Consider the following 22,936-nt stretch of genomic DNA (forward strand, 5'->3'; position numbering starts at 1 on the left):
GGGGCGGGTGGAGTAGCGTGGGTCCATGCAGGTGAAGTCGCTCCAGCCGATCCGCCGGACGCTGCCGCTGCGGGAGCGGATCCACGACCGGCTCAGGCAGGCGATTCTCAGCGGGGACCTCGCCCCCGGGACGCCGGTGATCGAAGCGGAGCTGGCCGCCCGGCTCGGCGCGAGCCGCACCCCGATTCGCGAAGCCCTGCGCCGCCTCGAGGCGGAAGGACTGCTCGAACCGCGCGGCCTGCGCGGCACGGTGGTGCGCGAATTGCGCGAAGACGACGTCTCCTGCGTCTTCGAGATCCGCGAAGCGCTCGAATCGCTCGCGGCGCGTCGCGCCGCGCGGGTGATGCGCCCGGCGCAGCTCGAGAAACTCGAGGAGCACGTGGCGGCAATGGGCGAGGCGGTCGACGATCCGGCCGAGATGGAGCGCCAGGACACCGCCTTCCACGACGTGATCCTCGCGGTGGCGAACGGCGATCGCCTCAAGCGAATGCTGACCGAACTGCGCGAGGAGCTGATCGCGTACCGGTTCCTCTCGCTTTCAGAACCGGAGCGCCGTCACGCGACGGTGCACGAACACCGCGCGATCCTCGAGGCACTGCGCGCGCACGACGAGGACGGCGCAGCCGAGCGCACGGCCGAGCACATCGCAAACGCGCGTGCCGCGGTGCTGCGCCTGGCGGCGGCGCGCGCCGCCGCCGCGGGTCTTCCCGAGGCGGTCGCGCAATGATCGTCGCCGCCGCACCCGCCGCGACGATGCAGCAGCGCTTCGCACGCATCGTCGGCGAGCGCAATGCGATCGCGGAGCCGAACGACCTGCGCACCTACGAGTGCGATGGCCTGCTCGGGTTTCGCGTGCGTCCGGCGATCGTCGTCCTCCCCGAATCGACCGACGAAGTCGCCGCGTGCGTGCGGTTGGCGCGCGAACTCGATCTGCCGATCGTCCCGCGCGGCGCCGGCACCGGGCTCTCCGGCGGCGCGCTTCCGACCGACGGCTGCGTGATGATCGGTCTCTCGCGGATGAAGCAGATCCTCGCGATCGACTACGCCAACCGAACCGCGCGTGTCCAGCCCGGCGTGATCAATCTCGACATCACGCGCGCGCTCGCTCCGCAGGGGTACTATTACGCCCCGGATCCGTCGTCGCAGAGCGTCTGTACGATCGGCGGCAACATCGCCGAAAACGCCGGCGGCGCGCACTGCTTGAAGTACGGCTTCACCACCAACCACGTGCTCGGCGTGACGATGGTGCTCGGCGACGGCAGCGTCGTTCATCTCGGTTCGCGCGGGGGCGAGCTCGACACCCTCGGCTACGATCTGGTCGGCGTCGTCGTCGGCAGCGAGGGGATGACCGGGATCGTCACCGAGGCGCTGGTGCGCATCATGCGCGCGCCGGAGCGCACGCAGACCCTCTTCGCGACCTTCCCGACCACCGACGAAGCCGGCGACGCCGTCGGACGGATCATCGGCGCCGGGATCGTCCCGGCCGCGATCGAGATGTGCGACAAGTTGGCGATCGAAGCGATCGTCGCCGCGACGCACGTCGACTGGCCGCTCGACGTCGGCGCGCTGCTGCTGATGGACGTCGACGGCGTCGACGCCGAAGTCGAAGCGACCGCCGCGCAGGCGCGCGCGCACCTCGCCGCCGCCGGCGCGATCGAGATCCGCGAACCGAAGGACGACGCGGAGCGCGCGCTCGCGTGGAAGGGCCGCAAGGCCGCGTTCGCGGCGGTCGGCCGCATCTCGCCGAACTATCACGTGCAGGACGGCGTGATCCCGCGCAAGGACATCGCGCCGGTGCTGCGCGAGATCGCCGCGCTGGGCGCGGCATCCGGACTGCGCATCGCCAACGTCTTCCATGCCGGCGACGGCAACCTGCACCCGCTCGTGCTGTACGATGCGCGGATCCCCGGCCAGGAACACGAAGCGGAGCGCGTCGCGGGCGAGATCCTGCGGGTTTGCCTGCGCTACGGCGGTTCGGTCACCGGCGAGCACGGCGTCGGTCACGACAAGGCGTGCTATCTGGGCGAACAATTCAACGCCGACGATTTGGGGACGATGCAGCAGGTGCGCAGCGCGTTCGATCCCGAGCACCGTTTCAATCCCGACAAGGTGTTCCCGACCCCGCGGCTGTGCGGCGACAAACCGGGCGCCTACACGCCGCATGCCTCCGAACTGAGCGGTGAGGCGGGACGCGGGTGACGGCGGCCGGATCGGCGCACGGCGATCTTGCGATCGCGGGCGTCATGCCGCGCGAGGTCGTGACGCCGCGCGATCGCGTCGAGTTCTCGCACATCGTCGCGGACCTGCACGCGGCGCGCAAAGCGTTCGCGTTCGTCGGCGGCGGGACGGAACTCGCGCTCGGCAACGCCCCGAGTGCGCTCGACACGGCGATCCGCACCAGCGCCCTCGACGAGGTCGTCGACTACGCGCCCGAGGATCAGACGATCACCGTCGAGGCGGGGATGACGCTCGCCGACATCGATCGCGTCCTCGCGCCGCACCGTCAGATGCTCCCGCTCGACGTGCTCGACCGCGACCGCGCGACGATCGGCGGCGTCGTTGCGACGAACACGTCCGGCCGGCGCCGTCAGCGCTACGGTGCGGTGAAAGACCTGATCGTCGGCGTCTCGCTGGTGCGCCCCGACGGCGTCGTGGCGCGCGGCGGCGGCAAGGTCGTGAAAAACGTCGCTGGGTTCGATCTGCCCAAGCTGATGACCGGATCGCTCGGAACCCTGGGCGGAATCGCGACGGTGACGGTTCGTGTCTACCCGATCCCGGAATCGGTGCGCGCGATCGCGCTGACGGTCGACACGGCGGAGAAGGCCGCCGCGGCGGCGCGCGCCGTGCACGAACGCAAGCTCGAGCCCGAATCGGTCGTGCTCTACAATTACCGCACGCTGGTGCTGACCTTCGCGGGAACCGCGGCCGGCGTCGCCGAGCAGATGCGGACCGTCGAGCTCGCCGGCGACGAGATCGGTGCGGCCGCCGCCGAACTGACCGACCTCGAGCGCGAGTCGTACGAACAGCGCGAACGCGCCGTCCGCCGCGACGGCGACTGGCGCGTGCGCATCGTCGCGCCGCCCTCATGTGCGGTCGCGACGCTCGGCGCGTTCGTCGCCGCGCCGCCTGTCGCGGTCCCCGTCGCGTATCCGCTGCTCGGCATCGCGCGTCACGCGTATCCGGACGCCGCCGGCGAGAACATCATCGGCGACCTGCGCCGCTACGTCGCCGCCGCGACGAACGGCACCGGCCGCGTGATCGTCCACGCGATGCCCGACGCGGCGCGCGCCGCGGTCGACGCCTGGCACGACGAGCCGCTCCCCGAGCTCGCCGTGATGCGCGCGATGAAAAACCAATTCGATCCGCTCGGCCTCTGCAACCCCGGGCGCTTCATCGGAGGCCTCTCGTGACCGTCCCCGTCACCGACCCGCACCCGCACGACGCCGGCGGCGACCAGCGCTCGTATCGCGACCTGATCGCGGACTGCGTGCATTGCGGCTTCTGTCTGCCGGCGTGTCCGACGTACAACTCGTGGGGCGAGGAGATGGACTCGCCGCGCGGACGGATCGATCTCATGCGCGGGATCGACGACGGCGTGATCCCGCTCGATTCCGTCGTCGCCGGGCACATCGACGCGTGCCTGGGCTGCATGGGCTGCGTCACCGCATGCCCGTCGGGCGTGCGCTACGACCTCTTGATCGAAGCGACGCGCGCGAAGATCGAAGAAGAACTGCCGCGCGACCCCGCCGACGGCGCGTTTCGCAATTTCGTGTTCGCGCTCTTCCCGTATCCTGGCCGCTTGCGTGCGCTCGCGCCGTTCCTGGCGTTCGCGACGAAACTCGGCCTGCCGCGGATCGCCGCCGGCCCGCTCGGGAAACTGCTGCCCGCGCGTCTGCGCCAGCTCGCGACGATGGCGCCGCCGGTCTCGCTCGTGCAGACGTTCGCGTCGCTCCCTGCGCGCACGCCCGCGCGCGGCGAACGGCGCGCGCGCGTCGCGCTGGTCGCCGGCTGCGTGCAGCGCGCGTTCTTCCCCGGCGTCAACGCCGCGACGCTGCGCGTCCTCGCCGCCGAGGGGTGCGAGGTCATCGTCCCCCCGGGGCAAGGCTGCTGCGGCGCGCTCTCGCTGCACAGCGGACGGCTCGACGAAGCGAAGCGTTTCGCGCAAGCCCTGATCGCCCGCTTCGAACGCAAGCAGGTCGACGCGATCATCATCAATGCGGCCGGCTGCGGCTCGACGCTCAAGGAGTACGGCGAGCTCTTCGCCGGCGATCCGGCGTGGGCCGCGCGCGGCGCCGCGTTCGCCGCGAAGGTCCAAGACATCAGCGAGTATCTGGCGGCGCTCGAGCCGCGCGCGCCGCGCGCGCCGCTCTCCCTGCGCGTCGCGTACCACGATGCGTGCCACCTCGCGCACGCACAGCGCGTGCGCGAACAGCCCCGCTCGCTGCTGCGCACGATCCCGGAGCTGCAATTGCTCGAGATCCCCAGCGGCGACCAGTGCTGCGGGAGCGCCGGGACGTACAACCTCTTTCAGCCGGAATCCGCGCACGAGATCGGGAGCCGCAAAGTCGACAACGTGCAGTCCGTCGCGCCCGACATGCTGGCCAGCGCCAACCCGGGCTGCACGCTGCAGATCCAGTCGATCCTGCGCGAACGCGGCGCGACGCTGCGCGCCGCGCACCCGATCGAACTTCTCGATGCCTCCATTTGCGGCACGTCGCTCCCCTGATCGCTGCTCCACCGCGTCGCGCCGGGTTACCAGATCGACGGTATCAGGCGATACCGCACGCGTTTCGTGTAGGCGGCATAGCCGCTCAACTTGCACCGCAGAAACCGCTCCTCGGCGATGATGCGCAGCACGATCAATCCGACCGCGGCGAGCGCGAGGATCGCCGCGGCCCACGATTCGAGCCATAGCGGGGTGCCGACGAAGACGAGCACGCCGCCGGCGTACATCGGATGCCGCACGATGCGATAGGGACCGCTTTGCACCACGGTCTTCCCGCGAGCACGCTGATCCTTGACGACGGGAGTCGCGAACGCGTTCTCTCGCATCGCGCGATGAGCGAGCCACCACCCTGCGATGAACGCGGCAAGTCCGAGCGCGGAGGCGACGGGGTTCGCCTTCGGCAGAAGGTGCAGCCGAAACACGTCGAGCGGTGCAAGCGCGAGAACCGCGGCGAACGCGGCGACCATCGCCGGAAGCAGCACCTTGTCGGCCCGTGATTGCCCCTGCTGGATCGGCGGCTTCATTCGCTCGGCGAGCAGCTCGGGGTTCGCGTCGAGGATGTTCAGCGACGAGCCGATCGTCCCGACGAGAACGGCGCCGAGGTAGACCCAAGCGCGCCACCACCCGAGCGTCCCCGCCGGCACGAACAGGAGCAGCGCGAACACGATCATCTCCGCGAGGGTCGAGACGATCAGCGTGACGATCAAGCCCCGGCGAGTTTCGGCGGCCATGCCGGTATCCTACCGCCCGCCCCCGGGTTTGTCGCCGCGTCCCCGCAGGCGGCCGCCTGCCGCCGGACGGAACCAGGGGGGACGCGGGAAGCGTCTCTAACGTCGGGCTACGGGAAAACCCGTTGCCGCATGCCCGGCAGAGGCCGTACGCTTTAGGAGTCTATGTCCGAGAACCAGACCGATATCGTCCTCGTCGGCGGCGGGATCATGAGCGCCACCCTCGCGGTGATGCTCAAAGAACTCCAGCCCGAGATGAACGTCGAAATTTTCGAGATGCTGCCGTCGGCGGCCGAGGAGAGCTCGAACGCGTGGAACAACGCCGGCACGGGGCACGCGGCGCTGTGCGAGCTGAACTACACGCCGCAGAATCCCGACGGCAGCGTCGGGATCGCCCGCGCGCTGACCGTCAACACGCAATACGATCTGTCGCGGCAGTTCTGGGCTCATTTGGTGCGCACGGGCCGGATGGACGCGCCCGAGACGTTCATCCACGACGTCCCGCACATCGCGTTCGTCTGGGGCGACGACAACGTCGCGTTCCTGCGCAAGCGCTACGAGGCGATGAGCGCGCACCACTGCTTCGCCGGGATGGAGTACAGCGAAGACCACGCGGTGCTCGCCGACTGGATGCCGTTGGTGATGGAAGGGCGCGATCCCGCGCAGCGCGTCGCCGCGACGCGGATGATCACCGGCACCGACGTCGACTACGGCGCCGTCACCCGCCAACTGCTCGCGCACTTGCGCGCCGTCGGCGGCGTCACGATCTCGTACGGACATAAGGTCACGGACCTGCGGCGCGAGGGAAACGGACGCTGGAACGTCTCGATCAAGGACGAGCAGAGCGGTGCGAAGCGGATGCTTTCCGCGCGGACGGTGTTCCTCGGCGCGGGCGGCGGCGCGCTGACGCTGCTGCAGAAATCCGGGATCGCCGAGGGCAAGGGCTACGGCGGCTTCCCGGTGAGCGGGATCTTTCTGCGGTGCGACGACCCGTCGATCGTCGAACGGCACGAAGCGAAGGTCTACGGCAAAGCGTCGGTCGGCGCGCCGCCGATGTCGGTGCCGCATCTCGACACGCGCTTCGTCGACGGCAAGCGTTCGCTGCTGTTCGGGCCGTATGCCGGCTTCTCGACGAAGTTCCTCAAGCACGGCTCCTACGCCGACCTGTTCGGCTCCGTCAAACCCGACAACGTCGGTCCGCTGCTCGCGGTCGGACGCGACAACTTCGACCTCACCAAGTACCTCGTCGGTGAGGTGCTGGCGTCGAAAGAGAGCAAGTACGCGTCGCTGCACGAGTATTTCCCGAACGCCGACCCCGCGAAGTGGGAGTTCATCGTCGCCGGTCAGCGCGTTCAGGTGATCATGCCCGACGCGAAGTCGGGCGGTAAACTCGAGTTCGGCACCAAGGTCGTCGCCGCCGGCGACGGCTCGATGGCGGCGGTGCTCGGCGCCTCGCCGGGCGCATCGGTCGCGGTTGCGGTGATGATCGATGTCATCGGCCGGCTCTTCAAGAACGAACTCCCGGGCTGGCACGACAAGCTCGTCGCGATGCTGCCGTCCTACGGCCGATCGATCGCCGACGACGCCGAACTCTGCCGCACCGTGCGCGCCGACACGGCCGAGGCGCTCCACCTCACGAACATCGGCGAGACGCTGCGCACGTGACCGGCGCCGCCGCGCCGTCGTACGACGAGCTCGCGGCGGCCTGGCGCGCACTGCGCGTCCGCGGGATTCACGTGCGGGAAGTGGCCTGTGTCGGCGCGCCCCGCACCCTGCTCATGGCGGAGCTCGGCGAGAGCACCGCACCGGCGGTCACGATCGCGGCCGGCGTGCACGGCGACGAGCCGGCGGCTCCGTGGGCGCTGCTCTCGCTCGCGCGCGACGGACTGCTCGATCGCCGCTTCGCCTACCGGCTGTGGCCGTGCGTGAACCCGACCGGCTACGCGGCACACACGCGCGTCAACGCGGAGGGCGTCGACGTCAACCGCAGCTTTTCGCGCGGCGGCACGACGCCCGAAGCGCGCGCGATCATTACCGCGAATCGCGATCGGCGGTTCGTCCTCGCGCTCGACCTGCACGAAGATTTCGAAGCCGACGGCAGTTATCTGTACGAACCGCTCGCCCCGGACGCCGAGGATCGCTTTGCCCGGCCGGTCGTAGCCGCGCTCGAGGCCGCGGGTCTGCCGCTGCAGACGATCCCCGACGGTTTCGATCTGGGCACGCCCGAGGCCGAGACGCCGCCGTACCGGCTCGAGGTCGGGATCGTTCTCGTCGACGCCGATGCGGAACTGCGGATGTTCAGCGGCCTGCCGTCGTCGCTCTTTCACTATCGCCGCGGAACGCCGCCGCTGACGTTCGAATCGCCGCGAACGCGGCCGTGGGACGAGCGGATCGCCGCGCACCGGATCTTCGTCACCACCGTCCTCACGCAGCTCGTATCGTCCTGACGCGACGAACGTCGCACCGCCGTTGACGGCCGGGGAGTGCGCCGCCGCGCCGCGAAGTCCAAACCGCTATGGCACAGCGCGATTCCCTCGAAGTCGACGTCCTCTTCGTCGGCGCCGGTCCGGCCTCGCTTGCCGGCGCGATCCGGCTGCGGCAGCTCGCCGCCGCGTCGGGGACCGAGATCGCGGTGATGGTGATCGAGAAGGGCGGCGAGATCGGCAATCACGGCTTCTCCGGCGCCGTCGTCGATCCGAAGACGCTGCGCGAACTCTTCCCCGATGAAGACATCGCCGCGGGGCTCGACGCGCCGGTCTCGAGCGACGCGCTGTGGTTTCTCACCAACTCCGGAAAGATTCAAGCACCGTTCACGCCCCCCGTCCTCAACAACCACGGCAAGTTCGTCGGCTCGCTCTCGAACCTCACCAAGTGGCTGGCGGCGAAAGCGGAAGAAGCCGGCGTCGACGTGTTTCCGTCGTTCCCCGGTCAGGAACTGTTATGGGACGGTGACCGCGTCATCGGCGTGCGCATCGGCGACAAAGGCGTCGCGCACGACGGCACGCACAAATCCAACTACGAGCCCGGCCCCGATCTGATGGCCAAGGTCGTCGTCCTCGGCGAAGGGCCGCGCGGCACGCTCGCCAAGGCGGCGATTCAGCGCTTACAGTTGGATGCGGACCGCGATCCGCAAGTTTACGCCGTCGGGATCAAAGAACTGTGGAAGGTGCCGGGGCGGCTTGCAGCAGGCAGCGTGATTCACACGCTCGGCGCACCGCTCTGGAACACGTTCGGCGGCGGCTGGATCTACGCGATGAACGGTGACGTCATCGACATCGGCCTCGTCACCGGTCTCGACTACGCCGACCCGACGACCGATCCGCACGACAACTTCCAGCGCTTCAAGCTGCACCCGGCGATCCGCCCGCTGCTCGAAGGCGGCGAGATGATCCGCTACGGCGCAAAGGCGATCCCCGAGGGCGGACTGCACGCGATGCCGCGCTTCTATGCCGACGGCCTGTGCCTGATCGGCGACTCGGCCGGGTTCCTCAACGGCCTGCGTCTCAAGGGGATCCACCTGGCGATGAAGTCGGGGATGCTCGCAGCCGAGACGATCCACGACGCGCTGCAGCAGGACGACACGTCGGCAAGCGCGCTGGCGCCGTTCGAGCAGAAGTTCCGCGACTCGTGGGCGTTCACCGAACTGCACGCCGCGCGCAACTTCCACCAAGGCTTCAGCAGCGGGATGTGGGGCGGTCTGATCAACGCGCAGCTCGGCATGATGAGCGGCGGACGCGGCTTCGGGATCCACGACAAGCTCGCCGGCGAACACGGCTACGCGCGGATGAAGAAGCTCTCGCAGATCGAGACGGTGCAGAAGACCAAGCGCGTCGTCCCCGACGGAAAGCTGACGTTCGATAAGCTGACCGACGTGTTCAAAAGCGGGACGATGCACGACGAAGACCAGCCGCCGCACCTGCACGTCGCGGATACGAACATCTGCGCCGACCGCTGCACGGTCGAGTACGGCAACCCGTGCCAGTATTTCTGCCCGGCGAAAGTCTACGAACCGCACTTCAGCAAAACCGACGGCGCGCCGGCCGAAGGGCGCCTGCAGATCAACTTCTCGAACTGCGTCCACTGCAAGACCTGCGACATCATGGACCCGTATCAGATCATCACCTGGGTCCCGCCGCAGGGCGGTGAGGGTCCCGTGTACACCGGGATGTAGATGGCGGACGTCTTCGTCGTCGGCGCCGGTCTGATCGGCCTCAGCACCGCGTACGAACTCGCGCAGCGAGGCGTCGCGGTGACGGTCTACGATCGCGACGAACCGGCGCAGGCGGCGTCCTGGGCCGGTGCGGGGATGCTGGCGCCGTTCAGCGAGGCGACGCCCGATCGCGAACTCCTCGCGCTCTCCCGCGCATCGCTGGAACGCTACCCCGGCTTCGTCGACGGCTTGCGCGAGCGCACTGGCGTCGACGTGCGGCTGCGCCGCGACGGGACGATGCACGTCGCGCTCGGCGAAGCGCAGCTCGCCGCGCTCGCGGCGGTCGCCGACACCTTCCGCGCGAACGGCGGCGACGTCGCGCTGCTCGAACGCGGTGAGGTGCTCGCGCGCGAACCGTTCCTCGCGAAGGATCTCGCCGGCGCTTTGTACGTCGCGAACGAAGCGCAGGTCGACAACCGCCGGCTGGGGCGCGCGCTGCTCGCGGCGTGCCGCGGACTCGGCGTGCGGTTCGAGCGCGTCGACGAGATCGCGCTGGAGAGCGACGCGCGCCGCGTCCGCGGCGTCCGCACGCCGTACGGCTTCGCGGCGGCGCCGGTCGTCGTCAACGCGGCGGGCGCATGGGCCGGTGCGCTCGACGGCGTTCCGGAAAGCGCGCGGATTCCGGTGCGGCCGGTCGCGGGTGAGATGCTCGCGATCGCCCTCCCCCCCGCCGCGATGCGCTCGCTGGTGTGGCTGGGCCACCGGTACCTGGTCCCGCGCGACGACGGCCGTCTGCTCGTCGGAGCGACCGTGGTCGAACGGGGCTTCGACGTGCGCGTCACCGCCGCGGGGATGCACGATCTGCTCGATGCGGCGCTCGCAGTCGCTCCCGCGCTGGCATCGTTCGCCGTCGTCGAGACGTGGGCGGGCTTGCGCCCCGCGTCGCACGACGGGCGCCCGTATCTGGGCGCGACGCCGATCGAGGGCTATCTGGTCGCCGCCGGCCACTATCGCAACGGCATCCTGCTCACGCCGGTCACCGCACGCGCGATCGCCGCGCTGATCGTCGACGGTGCGGCACCGGAACTCGCGCCCTTTGCGTGTGCTCGCGTCGGGGGGCGCCTCGTCCCGGCCGCGAACCACACATCGTGACGGTTTCGATCAACGGCGAATCGCGTGAGGTCGCCGACGGCGCGACGCTCGCCTCGCTCCTCGACATGCTGGGCGTCCGTCGCGACGGCACCGCCGTCGCGCTCAACGACGACGTCGTTCCGCGCGCGCGTCACGACGATACGCGCGTGCGCGACGGCGACCGGCTCGAGATCATCGTCGCCGTCGCGGGAGGCTGATCATGTCCGACGATACGCTGCGCGTCGGCGCGTACGAGTTCGCGTCGCGCCTGTTCGTGGGAACGGGGAAATACCCGTCGCTCGACGTGATGCAGGCCGCTCACCTCGCCAGCGGCGCGCAGGTGGTCACCGTCGCGATCCGCCGGATGCACCTCGACGACAAGAGCGGAAAGACGCTGGTCGACTACATCGAGCGCACGAAGATGACGCTGCTGCCGAACACCGCCGGCTGCTACACCGCGAAGGACGCCGTCCTCACCGCGAAGCTTGCGCGCGAAGCGCTCGGCACCGACTTGATCAAAGTCGAAGTGATCGGCGACCCCGAGACGCTCTATCCCGACACGCGCGAGACGATCGCCGCGTGCGAAGAACTCGTGCGCGAGGGATTCACCGTCCTGCCCTACATCATCGACGACCCGGTCGCGTGCAAGCGCCTCGAAGAGGCCGGCTGCGCTGCGGTGATGCCGCTGGCCGCGCCGATCGGGAGCGGCCTGGGCGTCTGCAATCCGTATTCGATCAGCATCATCAAGGAACGCGCGAACGTTCCGGTGATCGTCGATGCGGGCGTCGGCACCGCATCCGACGCGACGATCGCGATGGAGCTCGGCGTCGACGCGCTGCTGATGAATACCGGGATCGCCGCCGCAGCGGATCCCGTGCGAATGGCGCGCGCGATGAAAGCCGCCGTCGAGGCCGGCCGCGACGCGTTCCTCGCCGGCCGCATGGCCAAACGTCTCTACGCCAATGCGTCGAGCCCGATGGAAAACCTGATCGCAACCAAACACGCGGAGCGTGCATGACCGAAATCTCCGTCCAGGATCTCAAACGGCGCCGCGACGCCGGCGAACCGGTCGTGCTCCTCGACGTCCGCGAGCCGGATGAGATCGCGACCGCAAAACTCGACGGCGCCACGTTCATCCCGATGCGCGAGATCCCGGCCCGCTTCGGCGAACTCCCGCACGACACGCCGATCGCCGTCCTTTGCCACAGCGGCGGCCGCAGCGGTCGCGTCACCGACTTCCTCCACGCCAACGGCTACACCAACGCCGTCAACGTCGCCGGCGGCATCGACGCCTGGTCCGCGACGATCGACCCGTCCGTCCCCCGCTACTGAGCCGCGGCCGCGGGTGCGTTTTTTCGCGCGATGACGAACCAGTGCACGCGTCGTGCGGGGTCGTCGTCGTCGTGCGCCCAGCGTCCGGCGATCTCGTTGACCGCGACTTCCTCGAGGCTTTCCACGGTGAAACCGAAGAGCGTTTCGATCACGCCGTCGCGGTCGAGATAGACGTGCGGAATCCCCGCTTCGTCGCCGTCGCCCGGCGCGAAGCTGCGCTCGTCGAATGGGAGTCCGAGCCCGTAGCGGTCGTCGGCGATCGATCCCAGGGTGAGAAACACCGCTGCGCCCGGACGCAGCACGCGCCGCAGCTCCGCAATCCCCGCCCGCAGCTTCGCGCTGGTGCCGTGCAGATATGCATGGGTCGAGATCGCCGCCGCATAGGCGTCGCGGGCGCCGGGAAGCTGGGTGTACGGCGTTTCGTCGGGGACGGAGACCACCTCGAGACCTGCGGCGACGAGGGCCCGCGTGTTGCGCCCCGAACCCGTGCCCACCTCGAGCACGGGCCCGTTGAGGGTATGCTCGCCGGCGTATGCGATCAAACGCCCGGCGAGTGGGTGCGCCCCCTGAGTCGATGACGTTGACATGAGTCCGATCCCTCTGATCCTGGTCGTGGGCGGCGATGCACTCGCCGTGCGCGTCTGCGAAGAGCTCTGCGCTACGCAGGGACACCGGGTCGCGCTGATCTGGATGCAGGACCACGACCTCAGCGCGAAGCTCGAACGGCTCGGCTGCGACTACTTTTCCTACGATCCCAACGACTACGATGCCCTCCGGATCGCCTGCGTCGGAGAAGCGGCGTCGATCATGACGCTCGCCGACGACGACCGGCTCAACCTGCAGGTCGCCCTCAAGGCGCGCGACATCAACCCGTCGATCCGCCTGGTGCTGCGCCAGTTCAACCGCACGCTCGGGGCCAAGCTCGAACAGAATCTCCCGAACTGCTCGGTGATCTCGCCGGCTTCGCACTCCGCCGCGACCTTCGCGGCGACCGCGCTCGATCCGGCGTGCTTCTACGCCTTGCAGTTCCCCGATCGCGGCGGCGTCCACGCCGGCTTCACACAGCGGCGCGCGGGGCAGCTGGGCGTCGCGGGAATGTCGGTGCGCGACGCCCAGCAGAAGCTGCGCGCGCGGATCGTGGCACGCAACGGATCGCCGGACGTGAGCGCCGACGACGCGTTCGAGGAGGCCGACACGCTGGTGGTGTTCGCGCTCGTCGAACACCTCGAGGCAACGTCCGGAACGCGGCAGTACGTGCGCGTTGAACGGCGCAAGCGTCCGCTCACGCGGATGCGCGTCGCGTTCGTGAAGCGGATGCAGCGCCTGCAGAATCTCGATCCGATCGTCCTGCGCGTCGCCGCGGTGACGCTGACGATTTTCATGATCGCAACCGCGTATTTCACGATCGCGCTGCAGCGCGACCCGTTCACCGCCGCATATTTCGTCATCACCACGGCGACGACGACCGGCTACGGCGACATTACGCCGGTTGGACACGGCTGGCCAACCATGCTCTTCGCGATGATCGTCATGGTTACCGGCGTCGCCGCGTCCGGGATCTTCATCGCTTTCGTCACCTCCGCGCTCACCCGCGCGCAGTTCATCGCGATGCAGGGTCTGCGGCAGATTCGTACCCGCGGTCACGTGCTCATCTGCGGCTCGGGGAACGTCGGCACGCGCGTGATCGACACCCTCGGCGCGCTCGGGGAGCGGGTTGTCGTCATCGACCGGTCGCCCGATCCGGCGCTCGTGGAGTGGTCGCGCACGCGCCGCATCGAACTGCTCACCGGCGACGCGACCGACGATCGCGCGCTGGATCTTTGCAACATCGCCAACGCGCGCGCGGTTGTCGCCCTTACCGACAGCGACACCGCCAACCTCGAGGTCGCGCTCGGCGCGCGCGCGCGCAACCCGCTGATTCCGGTCGTCATGCGCGTGCAGGACGACGTGTTCGCGGGATCGATCGCTCGTCAATTCGAGGCGATCCGAACCTACTCGACGACGGCGCTCGCGGCGCCGGCGTTCGCAATGCTGTCGCGCTTTCCCGGGACGCGTGGACGAATCGCGTTTGGTGACGATACCTACAATGTCGGCGAGCGCCAGCAGGGAGAGATCCCGCAGCCACCTCCGGCAGACCACTGCATCCCGCTCGGCGTGTGGCGAGGTGGGGCGTTCTGCCACATCGACGCGTTCGACGAGATGGAACCGTACGACCGGCTCCTCTTCATCGTTCCTCTCTCCCAATTCAAAACGCCGCACGGCGCCCCGCACGAATCATCCGGGGAGCCGGTCGGCATCTAAGGAGGCCTCCTTTGCTCGCTGCGGGCGCGAAACTCCCCGACGTTGGTGCGACGGATCACAACGGAAACGCGGTGAACCTCCGCGATTTCGCGGGTCGTTCTCTGGTCGTGTACTTTTACCCGAAGGCCGACACGCCGGGCTGCACGGTCGAGACGCAGGCGTTCCGGGACGAGAAGGACGCGCTTGCCGCCGCCGGCGCCGCGGTCGTTGGCGTGAGCCGTGACACGGTCGAGTCGCAAAAGAAGTTTGCCGACAAGTTCAACGTGAACTTCCCGCTTCTCGCCGACACTTCGTCGGCAATCTGCGACGCGTTCGGCGTGATCGTCGAGAAAAATATGTACGGCAAGAAGAGTATGGGCATTCAGCGGTCGACGTTTTTAGCGGGTCCGGACGGAACGATCGTCAAGGTGTGGCCGCGCGTTTCGGTGGAAGGCCATGCCGCCGCGGTGCTCGAGGCCGTCCGATCGCTCTAATCGCTACCGCGCGGCTCGTCGTCGCCGGCTCGAGCTCGTCGATCCCGCGCCCCGATCGGGCGTGCAGTTCGTATTTGGTCGACGACGGCGAGACGCCGGTCGTCTTCGACCTTGGGACCGGGGCGCTCGCGAACCTGCGCCGCCACGCCGACTACGACCGGCTGGCGGCGATCGTCATCAGTCACATGCACGCGGATCACTTCATCGATCTGATCCCGCTGCGGTACGCCCTGCGCTACGGCCCGCGCCGGCGCCGCGGAAAGCTGCCGCTCCATTTGCCGCCCGGCGGCCTCGCGATGCTGCGCCGTCTGGTGTCGGCCTTCGCGGACGAAGGCGGCGAGTTCCTGAGCGACGTCTACGACTTGCACGAGTACGATCCGTCGGTGCCGCTTGCGATCGACGGTGCGACGCTGCGCTTCGCGCACACCGAGCACTACATCCCCGCCTTCGCGGTGCGCTGGCAGCGCGGCGACGTCAGCGTGACGTACTCGGCCGACACCGCACCCGACCCGCGGGTCGTCGCGCTCGCGCGCGGCAGCGACGTGTTCGTGTGCGAAGCGACCTTGCGCCACGGTGAGACGGAGCCGGGGATGCGCGGTCACTGTTCGGCAGCCGACGCCGCCCGGATGGCGCGCGACGGCGGCGTGCGCAGGCTCGTCCTCACGCATTACGGCGAGGAATCGACGGCGCGCGATCTCGACGACGCTGCGCGCGAGCACTTCCGCGGCGACGTCGTCGTCGCCGACGACCACCGCGCGTTCGAGCTGGGCTCGTAGCGGGTCAGTTCTCGGTCTTCGGCCCGGAACGCGGCAGCGAAAACTGAATCAGCGAACTGACCGGAGCGAGCCCGCGCGCGATCACCGCGTACGTCGTGACCTTCAAGTTCAGCTCTTCGAGACGCGCGCGCGCCGCCAGCAGTTCGCGGCCGCTCGTCACGACGTCTTCGAGCAGCAGGACGTGCTGGCCGGGCGTGAACGGACCTTCGACGTACTCTTCCGCGAAGGCGCCGTACTGTTTGGGCTGCTTACGCACGACAATCATCGGCAAGCCCGACATCTGCGAGACCGCTGTCGCGATGATCACGCCGCCGAGCTCCGTCCCTCCGATGACGTCCGGCGCGGTCTCACTGATGACCGGCGAGAACAGACGCGCGATCCGACGCAGGATGTGCGGATCGCTGAAGAGCCGGAACTTGTCGATGTAATAGTCGGAGCGGGCACCGCCCGCCAGGAGATACTCCCCGCGCGTCAGCGCCTTCTCGACGATGATGTTCTTGAGCCAACGCAGCTCCGGGATGCGGGCGATCGGGCTCAGCGGCTCGTCGAACAACGACTAGATCTCCCACTCATAGGCGTTCCAGGACTCGTTGACCGGATTCGGCGCGAAGCCCTTGAAATCGGGGTTGATCCCGTGGGCCTGGCGCGGATACCACAGGAAAACGATCGGGAGGTCGCGCGCGAGCAGCTTCTGGATCCGGGCGTAGGCCGGCTTGCGGACCGCGCGGTCGTAGCTGCTCAGCGCGCGCTGCTGGGCGGCGTCCATCTCCGGATTGCAGTAGCGCGTGTAGTTGACCCCGTCGGGGTGCGAGGGGCGCGGAATCTGGTCGCACGTGAACTCGGAGTGGTCGTCGGGGTCCTGCCCGGCGATCCAGCCCGAGACGTTGAGGTCGTACTTGCCGGTGGTGAGGACGCCGCCTTGCCCGTAGGTCGCGAAGAGCAGGTTGGCGGGATAGGTCTTGATCTGCGCGTCGATCCCGACCGCCTTGAGCATCGACTGGATCTGCACCGCCGCCAAGCGCCGCGTCACGTTCTCGACGTTGTGGCTGAGCACGAAGGAGAGCGGCTGTCCGTTCTTGCGCATGATCCCGTCGGAACCCGGGGCGTAGCCTGCTTCCGCAAGCAGCTTGCGCGCCGTTGCGACGTTGTACGGATACTTCATCACGTCGTCGGTGTACGACCACTGGAATGGCGGCTGATCGGCCCACGCGACGCGCGCCGATCCGCCCGTGTTCTTATCGACCAGCGACTGCTTGTCGATCGCATACGCGATCGCGCGGCGCACGCGCACGTCGTTGAGCCCCGGCCGCAGGGTGTTGATCAGCAATTGCAGCGTCTGCGGCTGATCGTTCAGCACGACCTTGACCTCGGGGATCGTCTTCAATTGCGTGTACGCTTGCGGCGACGCTTCGAACATGTAGTCGACGTCGTGCGAACGAAGCGCGTTGATCGACGTGTTCTCGTCGGGGATTTCGCGTACGATGATGCTGCGGAGCTTCGGTTTGCCGCGGAAATAAGCGTCGTTGGCGACGAGCTCGATGTGATCGCCGCGCACCCAGCGCGCGACCTTGAACGGTCCGGTGCCGATCGGCTCGCTGTTGAACGGGACGCGGTTCAGATCGGGATACTTCGCGAGCAGGTGCTGCGGGATGATCGCGACCGGGCTGTCGCTCTCGCCGAACACGGTGTCGACGAACGGTGCGAACTTGTGCTTGAGGTGGAACACGACCGTCGTGTCGTTGGGCGTGTCGACCGACTTCACGTCCTCGTACCCGACGCGCTCGTTCACGTTGTTCGCGTTGTTCATCATCGCTTGCCACGTGAACTTGACGTCCTTGCTCGTGAACGGCGCGCCGTCATGCCACTTGACCCCCGAGTGCAGATGGTACGTGATCGTGAGGCCATCTTTGCTGATGCCGCCGTTCGCCGTCGTCGGCACCGCGGTCGCGAGGATCGGGACCGTGTTCTTGCCGGCCGCATCGACGCTGACCAGCGTGTCGAACGAGAGCCGGTTGAGAAACCCTTCGGTCGTGTTCGCGGAGAGGATCGGGTTGAGCGTGTTCGGTGCTCGCTGGATCGCGACGCGCAGCTCGCCGGGTACCGTCCCGCTTGCGCCGGTGGTCGCCGAGGTGCCGGACTGATCGCCGACTTTGGCGCACGCGCTGAGGGACAGCGCGCAGGCGAGCGCGCTGATCACGATGTGACGCAAACGGGTTCCTCCTAGCGACGCCTGGTCGCCGTCTTCTTCGTGGGCTTCTTGGCCGCCGCAGGCTTGCGGGCCGGCGCGCTGCGCGCCGGCGCCGACTTTTTCGCAGCCGCCTTCTTCGCGGTGCTCGTTTCCTTGGCCGCAGGCCGCGCCGACGCCGCTTTCTTGTGCGGGGCGGCTTTCTTGGGCGCCACTTTCTTCGCGGGCACCGCCTTCTTGGCCGCGGCGCGAACGGGCTTCTTCTTGGCGGCCGCTTTCGTCGCGACGGCTTTCTTCGGGCTCAGCTTCACCGGCTTCGCCTTGGCGGCGGCTTTCGCGGGCGCAGCTTTTTTCGCGGGTGCGGCCTTCTTCGCGGCCGCCTTGGCGGGGGCCGGTTTGTGCGCTGCGGCCTTCGCCGGCGGCGCTTTCGCGGCGGCAGGCGTCGCGGCGGCAGGCTTCGCGGCCGCCTTTTTCGCCGGAGCCGCCTGTGCAGCCGGCGCTTTCGCCGCTGCGGCGGGGACCTTCACGGCAGGTGCTTTGGGGGGCGCAGCCGCCTTCGCCGGGGTGGCCGCGCCGGGCCCTGGGGCCTCGGTCTTCGCCGGCGCCTGCCGCGGCTTGCGGGCGGCGGGCGGAGCCGGCGCCGGCGGCTCGGCGGCCGGTGCCGCGGGGGCGGCCGGAACGGGGGGAGCAGCGGGCTCGTCGACGGCCGCGATCGTGTGCGGCTCTGCGGGCTTCATCGCCGGGCGGGGCTTCCGGACCGGCTTCGGCGCCGGCTCCGCAACGCCGCCGTCCGCGTCGTCGGAGCGCACGGTGGGGACGCGCGGGCGCTCCGGCGCCTTCGCGGGGGCGGCGGGTTCCGGTTCGGGCTCGCGGACGACGCGCAGCGCGACGCGGCGCAACTGACCGCCGAGCGGGAACACCAGCTCGTTGATCTCCAGCTCGTCGAGGACGGCCAGGACGATGTCGAATGCGTTGCCTTGATCGCGCGGCGAGTGCGCGTCGGCGCCGACGGCGATTCCCACGCCGCGTTCCTTCGCCTTGCGCAGGAAGCGCTTGTTGGCCTCGAGGTAGCGGCGCTTCTCCTCGTCGGAGTGGTCGCGATAGAGAAAGCGGGTGTTGAACTCGACGGCCATGCCGCGCTCGCCGGCCGCCGCGAGGACGCGGTCCTCGTACTCGGAGAGCTTTTCGTCGCTGGGCCAGCGGCCGAAGACCGCGGGGACGAAGAAGTGCCCCACGATCTGTCCCGGGAGCCGTTCGATCGCGTCGACCAGGAGGTTGATATACGTCTCCCAGAGCGTCTCGGTCCCGACCGTCTCGCCGATCTCGGCGAACTCCGGGTTGTCGAACGGCCATAGCCAGTTCTCGCCGTGCACCGGATGGGTGACCGGGATGAAGTGCACGGAGCGGATGATCCCGTCCGGCCGCATCGCGTCGACGATGTTCTGCGCGTCGGGACGCGAGCGCGGGTCGTTGTCGACCTCCGCGCCGATCGAGTAGCGCATCCCGCGCCGCAGGCCCTCGCTCACGACGGCCGCGTGAGCGACGTCGACGTTCGCCGTCTCAGCGGCGCCGTAGAGATCGCCCGCCTGTGCCAGCTTCAGCGCGCGCCGCACCAGATTCACCGCCGCCGGATCCTCGAACGTCAGATAGTTCATGTGATCGGCGACCATGAGGAAGCGCGGATGCCCGCGCCGGCACGCATGGTAGAACCACAGGAACAGCATCCGTGCCGTCAGCGGGAGGGGACGCTCGTCGAGGTACGGCTTGTGCTCGCCCTTGGCGTGGCCGTGGACATCGGGGATGGCGAAGAGGCGCGGATCGCGCTCGGTGTTATCGTTCAACTTCTCGTAGTCCGCGGGGGATCCACATCTGACCGGCTGCGCGCTGCTGCACCGTCGCCGGCAGGCTCTCGAGCCACCCGGCGACCGTCTCGATCAAGGTTTCGACACCTCTGCGCATTAGATCGAGCGCCATCGAGGGGGTGCGTTCGGCACCGAGTTCGGCCGCCTGCGCGGGGAGGGCGGGGAGGTGAAGAAACCCGGCCGGGATCGGGGGTGACGCGTTCGCGGTGATCGCGAGCGCTTCGTAGAGCCATTGGTTGCACAGGTACGTCCCGGCGGTGTTGGAGACGTAGCCGGGGATGCCGAGGGCGCGCCACGCGTCGACGATCTCGCCGAGCGGGAGCGTCGCGAGCCGCGCGTCGGGTCCGCCGCGCTGCACCGGATCGTTCTTGCGCATCGTCCCGACGGCGTCCGGGAGCTCGAAATCGAGGACGTTGAGCGCGGCGCGCTCGAGCGCGAGCGAGATGCGCCCGGGTGCGAAGCCCGTCCCGATCGCGAACTCGTACGGCTGCTGGCGCAATGCCGCCTCGAGATGATTCCGAAGCGTGCGGGTCTCGACGGGAAGTACGCGGACGTCGACGACTCGACCGGCGATGACGCGGCCTTCCAGGCTGCGCACGAGGAGCTCGCTCGGATTCATGGGATGAGGACCGAACGGCGCAAAACCGGTCAGCAGAACGTGCCGCGACACGAACCGCCGATTTTCGGCGAGTCGCCTGCGGAACCTGCGCGCGGCCGGCTGGTCTGCACGATCGGGAAAAAAAGCCGCCCTCGCGGGGGCGGCGGACAAGGTTCTTGGTTCGCGGAGACCGGGCTAGGCCCGGAAACCTCCGATCATCGTGAGACATTGATTGGAACTGTCGCTAGTAACGATGACCACCTCCTCTTGTCCGCCTGTTATCCTTCGTTGATCTGTAGTCTGAAGGGGCCGCGGACGTATCGTGGGGACCGTGTTCCCGCGCTTGGGCGAGACAATCCTGCCGGGTCGCGGCGTTCAGCGGCGGGCCGTGCGGTAGCCTTCGAGTTCGAGGATGCGCGCCTTCACGTCGACGCCGTACGCGTACTGATGCAGCGCGCCGTTCGAGTCGACGACCCGGTGGCACGGATAGAGCAGCGCAACCGGATTGCGCGCCATCGCGCGGCCGACGGCACGCGCGGCGTTGGGCTGGCCGATCGTCTCGGCGATCCAGCCGTAGGAACGCACTTCGCCGGGCGGGATCGTCGCGGCGGCGCGCAGCGCGGACTGTTCGAACGGCGTGAGATCGCTGATGTCGACCCGCGCCAGATCTGGCTTGTGCGTGCGGAAGAACGCGTTCACCGTGTCGGTGACCCACTGCGGCGCCTGCGAGGGGATCAGTCCTCGGCCGAGCCGGCGCTGGAGCTTGGTGAGCACCGCTTCATCGCCTTCACCGCGATCGAGCGCGACGGCGGTGATCCCGCTGTGACGGAACGCGACCCAAAGTTTGCCGACCGGGGAATCGATCGTCGCGACCGAGTCGGGGACGGTGATCTTCACCGTCGTCTGGATGTGCTCGAGGATCTTCGGAAAGAGGCTCTGCGGCGGTTCGACCGGCGGGAGACACGTCAGGCAGTACGCGATCCCTTCGTTCTCACGGTAGATCTCCTGGCATTCCGGGCACGCGCGCAGATGCGCCAGCACGTGCTCGCGGCGCGGCTCCACGCCATCGCGCATCTCGTCCCACAGACGTTCGACGTCGCAGCAGCGCATAGGGGTCACTCCTCTTCCTCGGTGGCGGGATGGTCGCTCGGAACGATCCGTCCGACTTGGGGCCCCAGGATCCGGCGAAGGATGCGCACGGCGCGATGGACGTGCGATTTCACCGTGCCGATCGGCTGATTCAGAATCTCGGCGATCTCGGGGTGGCTCCGGCCCTCGATGAAACGGAGCGTTGCGGCGGCGCGCAGATGCATGGGCAGCTGCAGCAGCGCCTGCTCCACCAACACCATGTCGGCGGCGCGGTCGACGATCTGTTCGGGCTGGTCGGGGCCTTCTTGGGTTTCGTTGAGGAGTGCGTCCGGGTCGGCCAGCGCGTCGAGCGCCACGTTGGTCGGGCGTTTCGAACGGAGCCGGTTGCGCGTGACGTTGAGCGTGATCGTATAGAGCCAGGGCTGCAGGCGCAGCTCGGCCCGTTGCTGGGGATCCATCTTTGCGAGCGCCCGGTAGGCGCGCACGAAAGCGTCCTGAACGATCTCCTCGGCGTCCTCGCGATTCCCGGTCATGCGGAGCGCGAAGCCGTAGAGCCGACGCTGGTAGTCGTCGACGATCGACTCGAATGTTTCGGGTCCCGGAACGGACGGGGCCGCCGTCGCCGGTGCGGTCAAGCGGTAATGGTCTCCGATGATCGGTGCGAGCGCACTCATCAGGGTCCTAGACCGGAGCCGCGGGAGTGCCGGTTGCGCCCTTTCCGTACCCATACACAGCGCCCCTCGGGGGCGGCGTGCGTCACGTTCGCCGCGGCTGCGGCGTGCGCGCCTGCTGGGAGGGGATCGCGCGGATCGACCGCACGTACGTGATCGCGACCGGCGCGCGCCGGGAGACGTCGTCGATATTGCCGTCGATCCCGAGTTTTGCGTCGAGCGCGACCAGCAGGGCGGTGTCGTACGAATAGTACGCCGTCCCGGTCATCGTGATCGTGCCGGCCAGCGCCATCGCGGGGCGATCCGGGAGAGCGCCATGCAACGGCCCCCTTGCTTCAAACGCGATTCCCATCGATTTCACGCCGGAAACCGTGGCGTCAGCGAGCCGGCGCAGCGTCCCGCGCAGCGGCGCGCCGGTCATCGGCGACGGGAAATCGAACGGGACGGCGCGCTTGATTTTATGCAGATCGCGCATCGTCGGGCGGTCGAGCTGGACCGCGAACGGCTGGTTGAGGACGGTTAAATAATCCGGATCGTGCGAGGAGCCGTCGCGCATCTCGCCCGAAGGGAGCAGCGTGGATGTGAACGTCGCGGTCTGGTGCAGCTTTGCGCCGTCACCATCGCGATCGTATTCCACGCGCGCGACGTACGTCGTTCCGGCCGACGTGCGCACGATCGAGAGCGTCTCGGTCCCTTGGTAGACCGTCCGGCTGTGCACGTCTCCGTTGCCGACGCGGAACGTGTCGCTGCCGCTGACCGTATACGGCTCGTCCGCCATCGCGATTGCGCCGGTTGCAGCGGCGACTGCGAAGAATGCGAACGAGCCGGCGATCAGAGCGCGGCGGATGGTCATCGGGGTCCTCGGAGAAGTGGCGTGCGTTATACGTTCCCGTCTTATGGTACTACGGAAACGT

General features: G+C 68.6%; 23 protein-coding genes. 14 read left to right on the forward strand and 9 right to left on the reverse strand.

The window, feature by feature from the left end; translation table 11 throughout:
* The first annotated feature begins 25 nt into the window (after positions 1–25).
* Genes WPS_RS04810 through WPS_RS04825 form a run of 4 tightly spaced genes read left to right on the forward strand, consistent with a single transcriptional unit; the run spans position 26 to position 4,726 of the window.
* Entirely contained in the window at positions 26–727 is a 702-nt protein-coding gene (locus WPS_RS04810; RefSeq protein ID WP_317996718.1) for a GntR family transcriptional regulator, read from the forward strand.
* On the forward strand, positions 724–2,199 hold the full coding sequence (locus tag WPS_RS04815) for an FAD-linked oxidase C-terminal domain-containing protein (RefSeq protein WP_317996719.1): 1,476 nt from the start codon (positions 724–726) through the stop codon (positions 2,197–2,199). Before WPS_RS04810 ends, WPS_RS04815 begins: the two co-directional genes overlap by 4 nt.
* Positions 2,196–3,410 carry an FAD-binding oxidoreductase gene (locus tag WPS_RS04820; RefSeq protein WP_317996720.1) on the forward strand — a complete coding sequence of 405 codons (1,215 nt, stop codon included), beginning with the start codon at positions 2,196–2,198 and terminating at the stop codon, positions 3,408–3,410. The genes WPS_RS04815 and WPS_RS04820 overlap by 4 nt, the downstream gene beginning before the upstream one ends.
* Complete coding sequence (locus WPS_RS04825; protein ID WP_317996721.1) at positions 3,407–4,726, forward strand: (Fe-S)-binding protein; 1,320 nt, start codon at positions 3,407–3,409, stop codon at positions 4,724–4,726. Before WPS_RS04820 ends, WPS_RS04825 begins: the two co-directional genes overlap by 4 nt.
* Positions 4,727–4,752: 26 nt before the next feature.
* Here the strand turns inward: WPS_RS04825 and WPS_RS04830 are convergent, their stop codons facing one another.
* Positions 4,753–5,457: a methyltransferase family protein gene (locus WPS_RS04830; RefSeq protein ID WP_317996722.1), complete on the reverse strand. Its 705-nt coding sequence runs from the start codon at positions 5,455–5,457 to the stop codon at positions 4,753–4,755.
* 162 nt (positions 5,458–5,619) lie between these two features.
* On the opposite strand from WPS_RS04830, the gene WPS_RS04835 reads away from it, so the two are divergent.
* From WPS_RS04835 to WPS_RS04865, 7 genes are all read left to right on the forward strand, one after another.
* Positions 5,620–7,119, forward strand: coding sequence for a malate:quinone oxidoreductase (locus WPS_RS04835; RefSeq protein ID WP_317996723.1), 1,500 nt, complete (start codon positions 5,620–5,622; stop codon positions 7,117–7,119).
* Entirely contained in the window at positions 7,116–7,901 is a 786-nt protein-coding gene (locus WPS_RS04840) for a M14 family metallopeptidase (RefSeq protein WP_317996724.1), read from the forward strand. The genes WPS_RS04835 and WPS_RS04840 overlap by 4 nt, the downstream gene beginning before the upstream one ends.
* Positions 7,902–7,969: 68 nt before the next feature.
* Positions 7,970–9,625 carry an electron transfer flavoprotein-ubiquinone oxidoreductase gene (locus tag WPS_RS04845; RefSeq protein WP_317996725.1) on the forward strand — a complete coding sequence of 552 codons (1,656 nt, stop codon included), beginning with the start codon at positions 7,970–7,972 and terminating at the stop codon, positions 9,623–9,625.
* Positions 9,626–10,756 (forward strand): glycine oxidase ThiO, encoded by a 1,131-nt coding sequence (thiO, locus tag WPS_RS04850; protein ID WP_317996726.1) that lies wholly within the window; start codon positions 9,626–9,628, stop codon positions 10,754–10,756.
* Positions 10,753–10,953, forward strand: a complete 201-nt coding sequence (thiS, locus tag WPS_RS04855; RefSeq protein WP_317996727.1) for a sulfur carrier protein ThiS — start codon at positions 10,753–10,755, stop codon at positions 10,951–10,953. The genes thiO and thiS overlap by 4 nt, the downstream gene beginning before the upstream one ends.
* 2 nt (positions 10,954–10,955) lie before the next feature.
* The gene (locus WPS_RS04860; protein WP_317996728.1) at positions 10,956–11,753 is read left to right on the forward strand and encodes a thiazole synthase; all 798 of its coding nucleotides are present in this window, start codon (positions 10,956–10,958) and stop codon (positions 11,751–11,753) included.
* Positions 11,750–12,067 (forward strand): rhodanese-like domain-containing protein, encoded by a 318-nt coding sequence (locus WPS_RS04865; RefSeq protein WP_317996729.1) that lies wholly within the window; start codon positions 11,750–11,752, stop codon positions 12,065–12,067. The genes WPS_RS04860 and WPS_RS04865 overlap by 4 nt, the downstream gene beginning before the upstream one ends.
* On the opposite strand, the gene WPS_RS04870 is transcribed toward WPS_RS04865, so the two are convergent.
* Positions 12,061–12,609, reverse strand: coding sequence for a class I SAM-dependent methyltransferase (locus WPS_RS04870; protein WP_317996730.1), 549 nt, complete (start codon positions 12,607–12,609; stop codon positions 12,061–12,063). The genes WPS_RS04865 and WPS_RS04870 overlap by 7 nt on opposite strands.
* 43 nt (positions 12,610–12,652) lie before the next feature.
* Here WPS_RS04870 and WPS_RS04875 point away from each other — a divergent pair, with 43 nt between their 5' ends.
* Genes WPS_RS04875 through WPS_RS04885 form a run of 3 tightly spaced genes read left to right on the forward strand, consistent with a single transcriptional unit; the run spans position 12,653 to position 15,617 of the window.
* Positions 12,653–14,368, forward strand: a complete 1,716-nt coding sequence (locus WPS_RS04875; RefSeq protein ID WP_317996731.1) for an NAD-binding protein — start codon at positions 12,653–12,655, stop codon at positions 14,366–14,368.
* Positions 14,369–14,379: 11 nt separating this feature from the next.
* Complete coding sequence (gene bcp, locus WPS_RS04880; protein WP_317996732.1) at positions 14,380–14,841, forward strand: thioredoxin-dependent thiol peroxidase; 462 nt, start codon at positions 14,380–14,382, stop codon at positions 14,839–14,841.
* Positions 14,778–15,617 carry an MBL fold metallo-hydrolase gene (locus WPS_RS04885; RefSeq protein ID WP_317996733.1) on the forward strand — a complete coding sequence of 280 codons (840 nt, stop codon included), beginning with the start codon at positions 14,778–14,780 and terminating at the stop codon, positions 15,615–15,617. The genes bcp and WPS_RS04885 overlap by 64 nt, the downstream gene beginning before the upstream one ends.
* 4 nt (positions 15,618–15,621) lie before the next feature.
* Here the strand turns inward: WPS_RS04885 and WPS_RS04890 are convergent, their stop codons facing one another.
* The 7 genes from WPS_RS04890 to WPS_RS04920 all read right to left on the reverse strand — a co-directional run bounded on the left by WPS_RS04890 (position 15,622) and on the right by WPS_RS04920 (position 22,875).
* Positions 15,622–16,170 carry an orotate phosphoribosyltransferase gene (locus tag WPS_RS04890; protein ID WP_317996734.1) on the reverse strand — a complete coding sequence of 183 codons (549 nt, stop codon included), beginning with the start codon at positions 16,168–16,170 and terminating at the stop codon, positions 15,622–15,624.
* A 3-nt stretch (positions 16,171–16,173) separates the two neighbouring features.
* A complete protein-coding gene (locus tag WPS_RS04895) occupies positions 16,174–17,826 on the reverse strand; it encodes an ABC transporter substrate-binding protein (protein ID WP_317996735.1) in 1,653 nt (550 codons plus the stop codon).
* An 11-nt stretch (positions 17,827–17,837) separates the two neighbouring features.
* Positions 17,838–19,643: a PHP domain-containing protein gene (locus WPS_RS04900; RefSeq protein ID WP_317996736.1), complete on the reverse strand. Its 1,806-nt coding sequence runs from the start codon at positions 19,641–19,643 to the stop codon at positions 17,838–17,840.
* Entirely contained in the window at positions 19,633–20,334 is a 702-nt protein-coding gene (locus WPS_RS04905; protein WP_317996737.1) for a pyroglutamyl-peptidase I, read from the reverse strand. Before WPS_RS04905 ends, WPS_RS04900 begins: the two co-directional genes overlap by 11 nt.
* Positions 20,335–20,637: 303 nt before the next feature.
* On the reverse strand, positions 20,638–21,372 hold the full coding sequence (locus tag WPS_RS04910; RefSeq protein WP_317997493.1) for a methylated-DNA--[protein]-cysteine S-methyltransferase: 735 nt from the start codon (positions 21,370–21,372) through the stop codon (positions 20,638–20,640).
* Between the two features lie 5 nt (positions 21,373–21,377).
* Positions 21,378–22,079 carry an RNA polymerase sigma factor gene (locus WPS_RS04915; protein WP_317996738.1) on the reverse strand — a complete coding sequence of 234 codons (702 nt, stop codon included), beginning with the start codon at positions 22,077–22,079 and terminating at the stop codon, positions 21,378–21,380.
* Between the two features lie 28 nt (positions 22,080–22,107).
* Entirely contained in the window at positions 22,108–22,875 is a 768-nt protein-coding gene (locus tag WPS_RS04920; RefSeq protein WP_317996739.1) for a hypothetical protein, read from the reverse strand.
* Positions 22,876–22,936 lie beyond the last annotated feature (61 nt).

Origin of the sequence: Vulcanimicrobium alpinum (assembly GCF_027923555.1) — a bacterium.
Lineage (GTDB): Bacteria > Vulcanimicrobiota > Vulcanimicrobiia > Vulcanimicrobiales > Vulcanimicrobiaceae > Vulcanimicrobium > Vulcanimicrobium alpinum.

Coding starts and splice junctions, on each gene's coding strand:
- WPS_RS04815 (WP_317996719.1), top strand. CDS start 724: ATGATCGTCGCCGCCGCACCCGCCGCGACGATGCAGCAGCGCTTCGCA.
- WPS_RS04830 (WP_317996722.1), bottom strand. CDS start 5,457: ATGGCCGCCGAAACTCGCCGGGGCTTGATCGTCACGCTGATCGTCTCG.
- WPS_RS04860 (WP_317996728.1), top strand. CDS start 10,956: ATGTCCGACGATACGCTGCGCGTCGGCGCGTACGAGTTCGCGTCGCGC.
- WPS_RS04810 (WP_317996718.1), top strand. CDS start 26: ATGCAGGTGAAGTCGCTCCAGCCGATCCGCCGGACGCTGCCGCTGCGG.
- WPS_RS04835 (WP_317996723.1), top strand. CDS start 5,620: ATGTCCGAGAACCAGACCGATATCGTCCTCGTCGGCGGCGGGATCATG.
- thiO (WP_317996726.1), top strand. CDS start 9,626: ATGGCGGACGTCTTCGTCGTCGGCGCCGGTCTGATCGGCCTCAGCACC.
- WPS_RS04915 (WP_317996738.1), bottom strand. CDS start 22,079: ATGGGTACGGAAAGGGCGCAACCGGCACTCCCGCGGCTCCGGTCTAGG.
- WPS_RS04920 (WP_317996739.1), bottom strand. CDS start 22,875: ATGACCATCCGCCGCGCTCTGATCGCCGGCTCGTTCGCATTCTTCGCA.
- WPS_RS04865 (WP_317996729.1), top strand. CDS start 11,750: ATGACCGAAATCTCCGTCCAGGATCTCAAACGGCGCCGCGACGCCGGC.
- WPS_RS04875 (WP_317996731.1), top strand. CDS start 12,653: ATGAGTCCGATCCCTCTGATCCTGGTCGTGGGCGGCGATGCACTCGCC.
- WPS_RS04910 (WP_317997493.1), bottom strand. CDS start 21,372: ATGCGCTGCTGCGACGTCGAACGTCTGTGGGACGAGATGCGCGATGGC.
- WPS_RS04845 (WP_317996725.1), top strand. CDS start 7,970: ATGGCACAGCGCGATTCCCTCGAAGTCGACGTCCTCTTCGTCGGCGCC.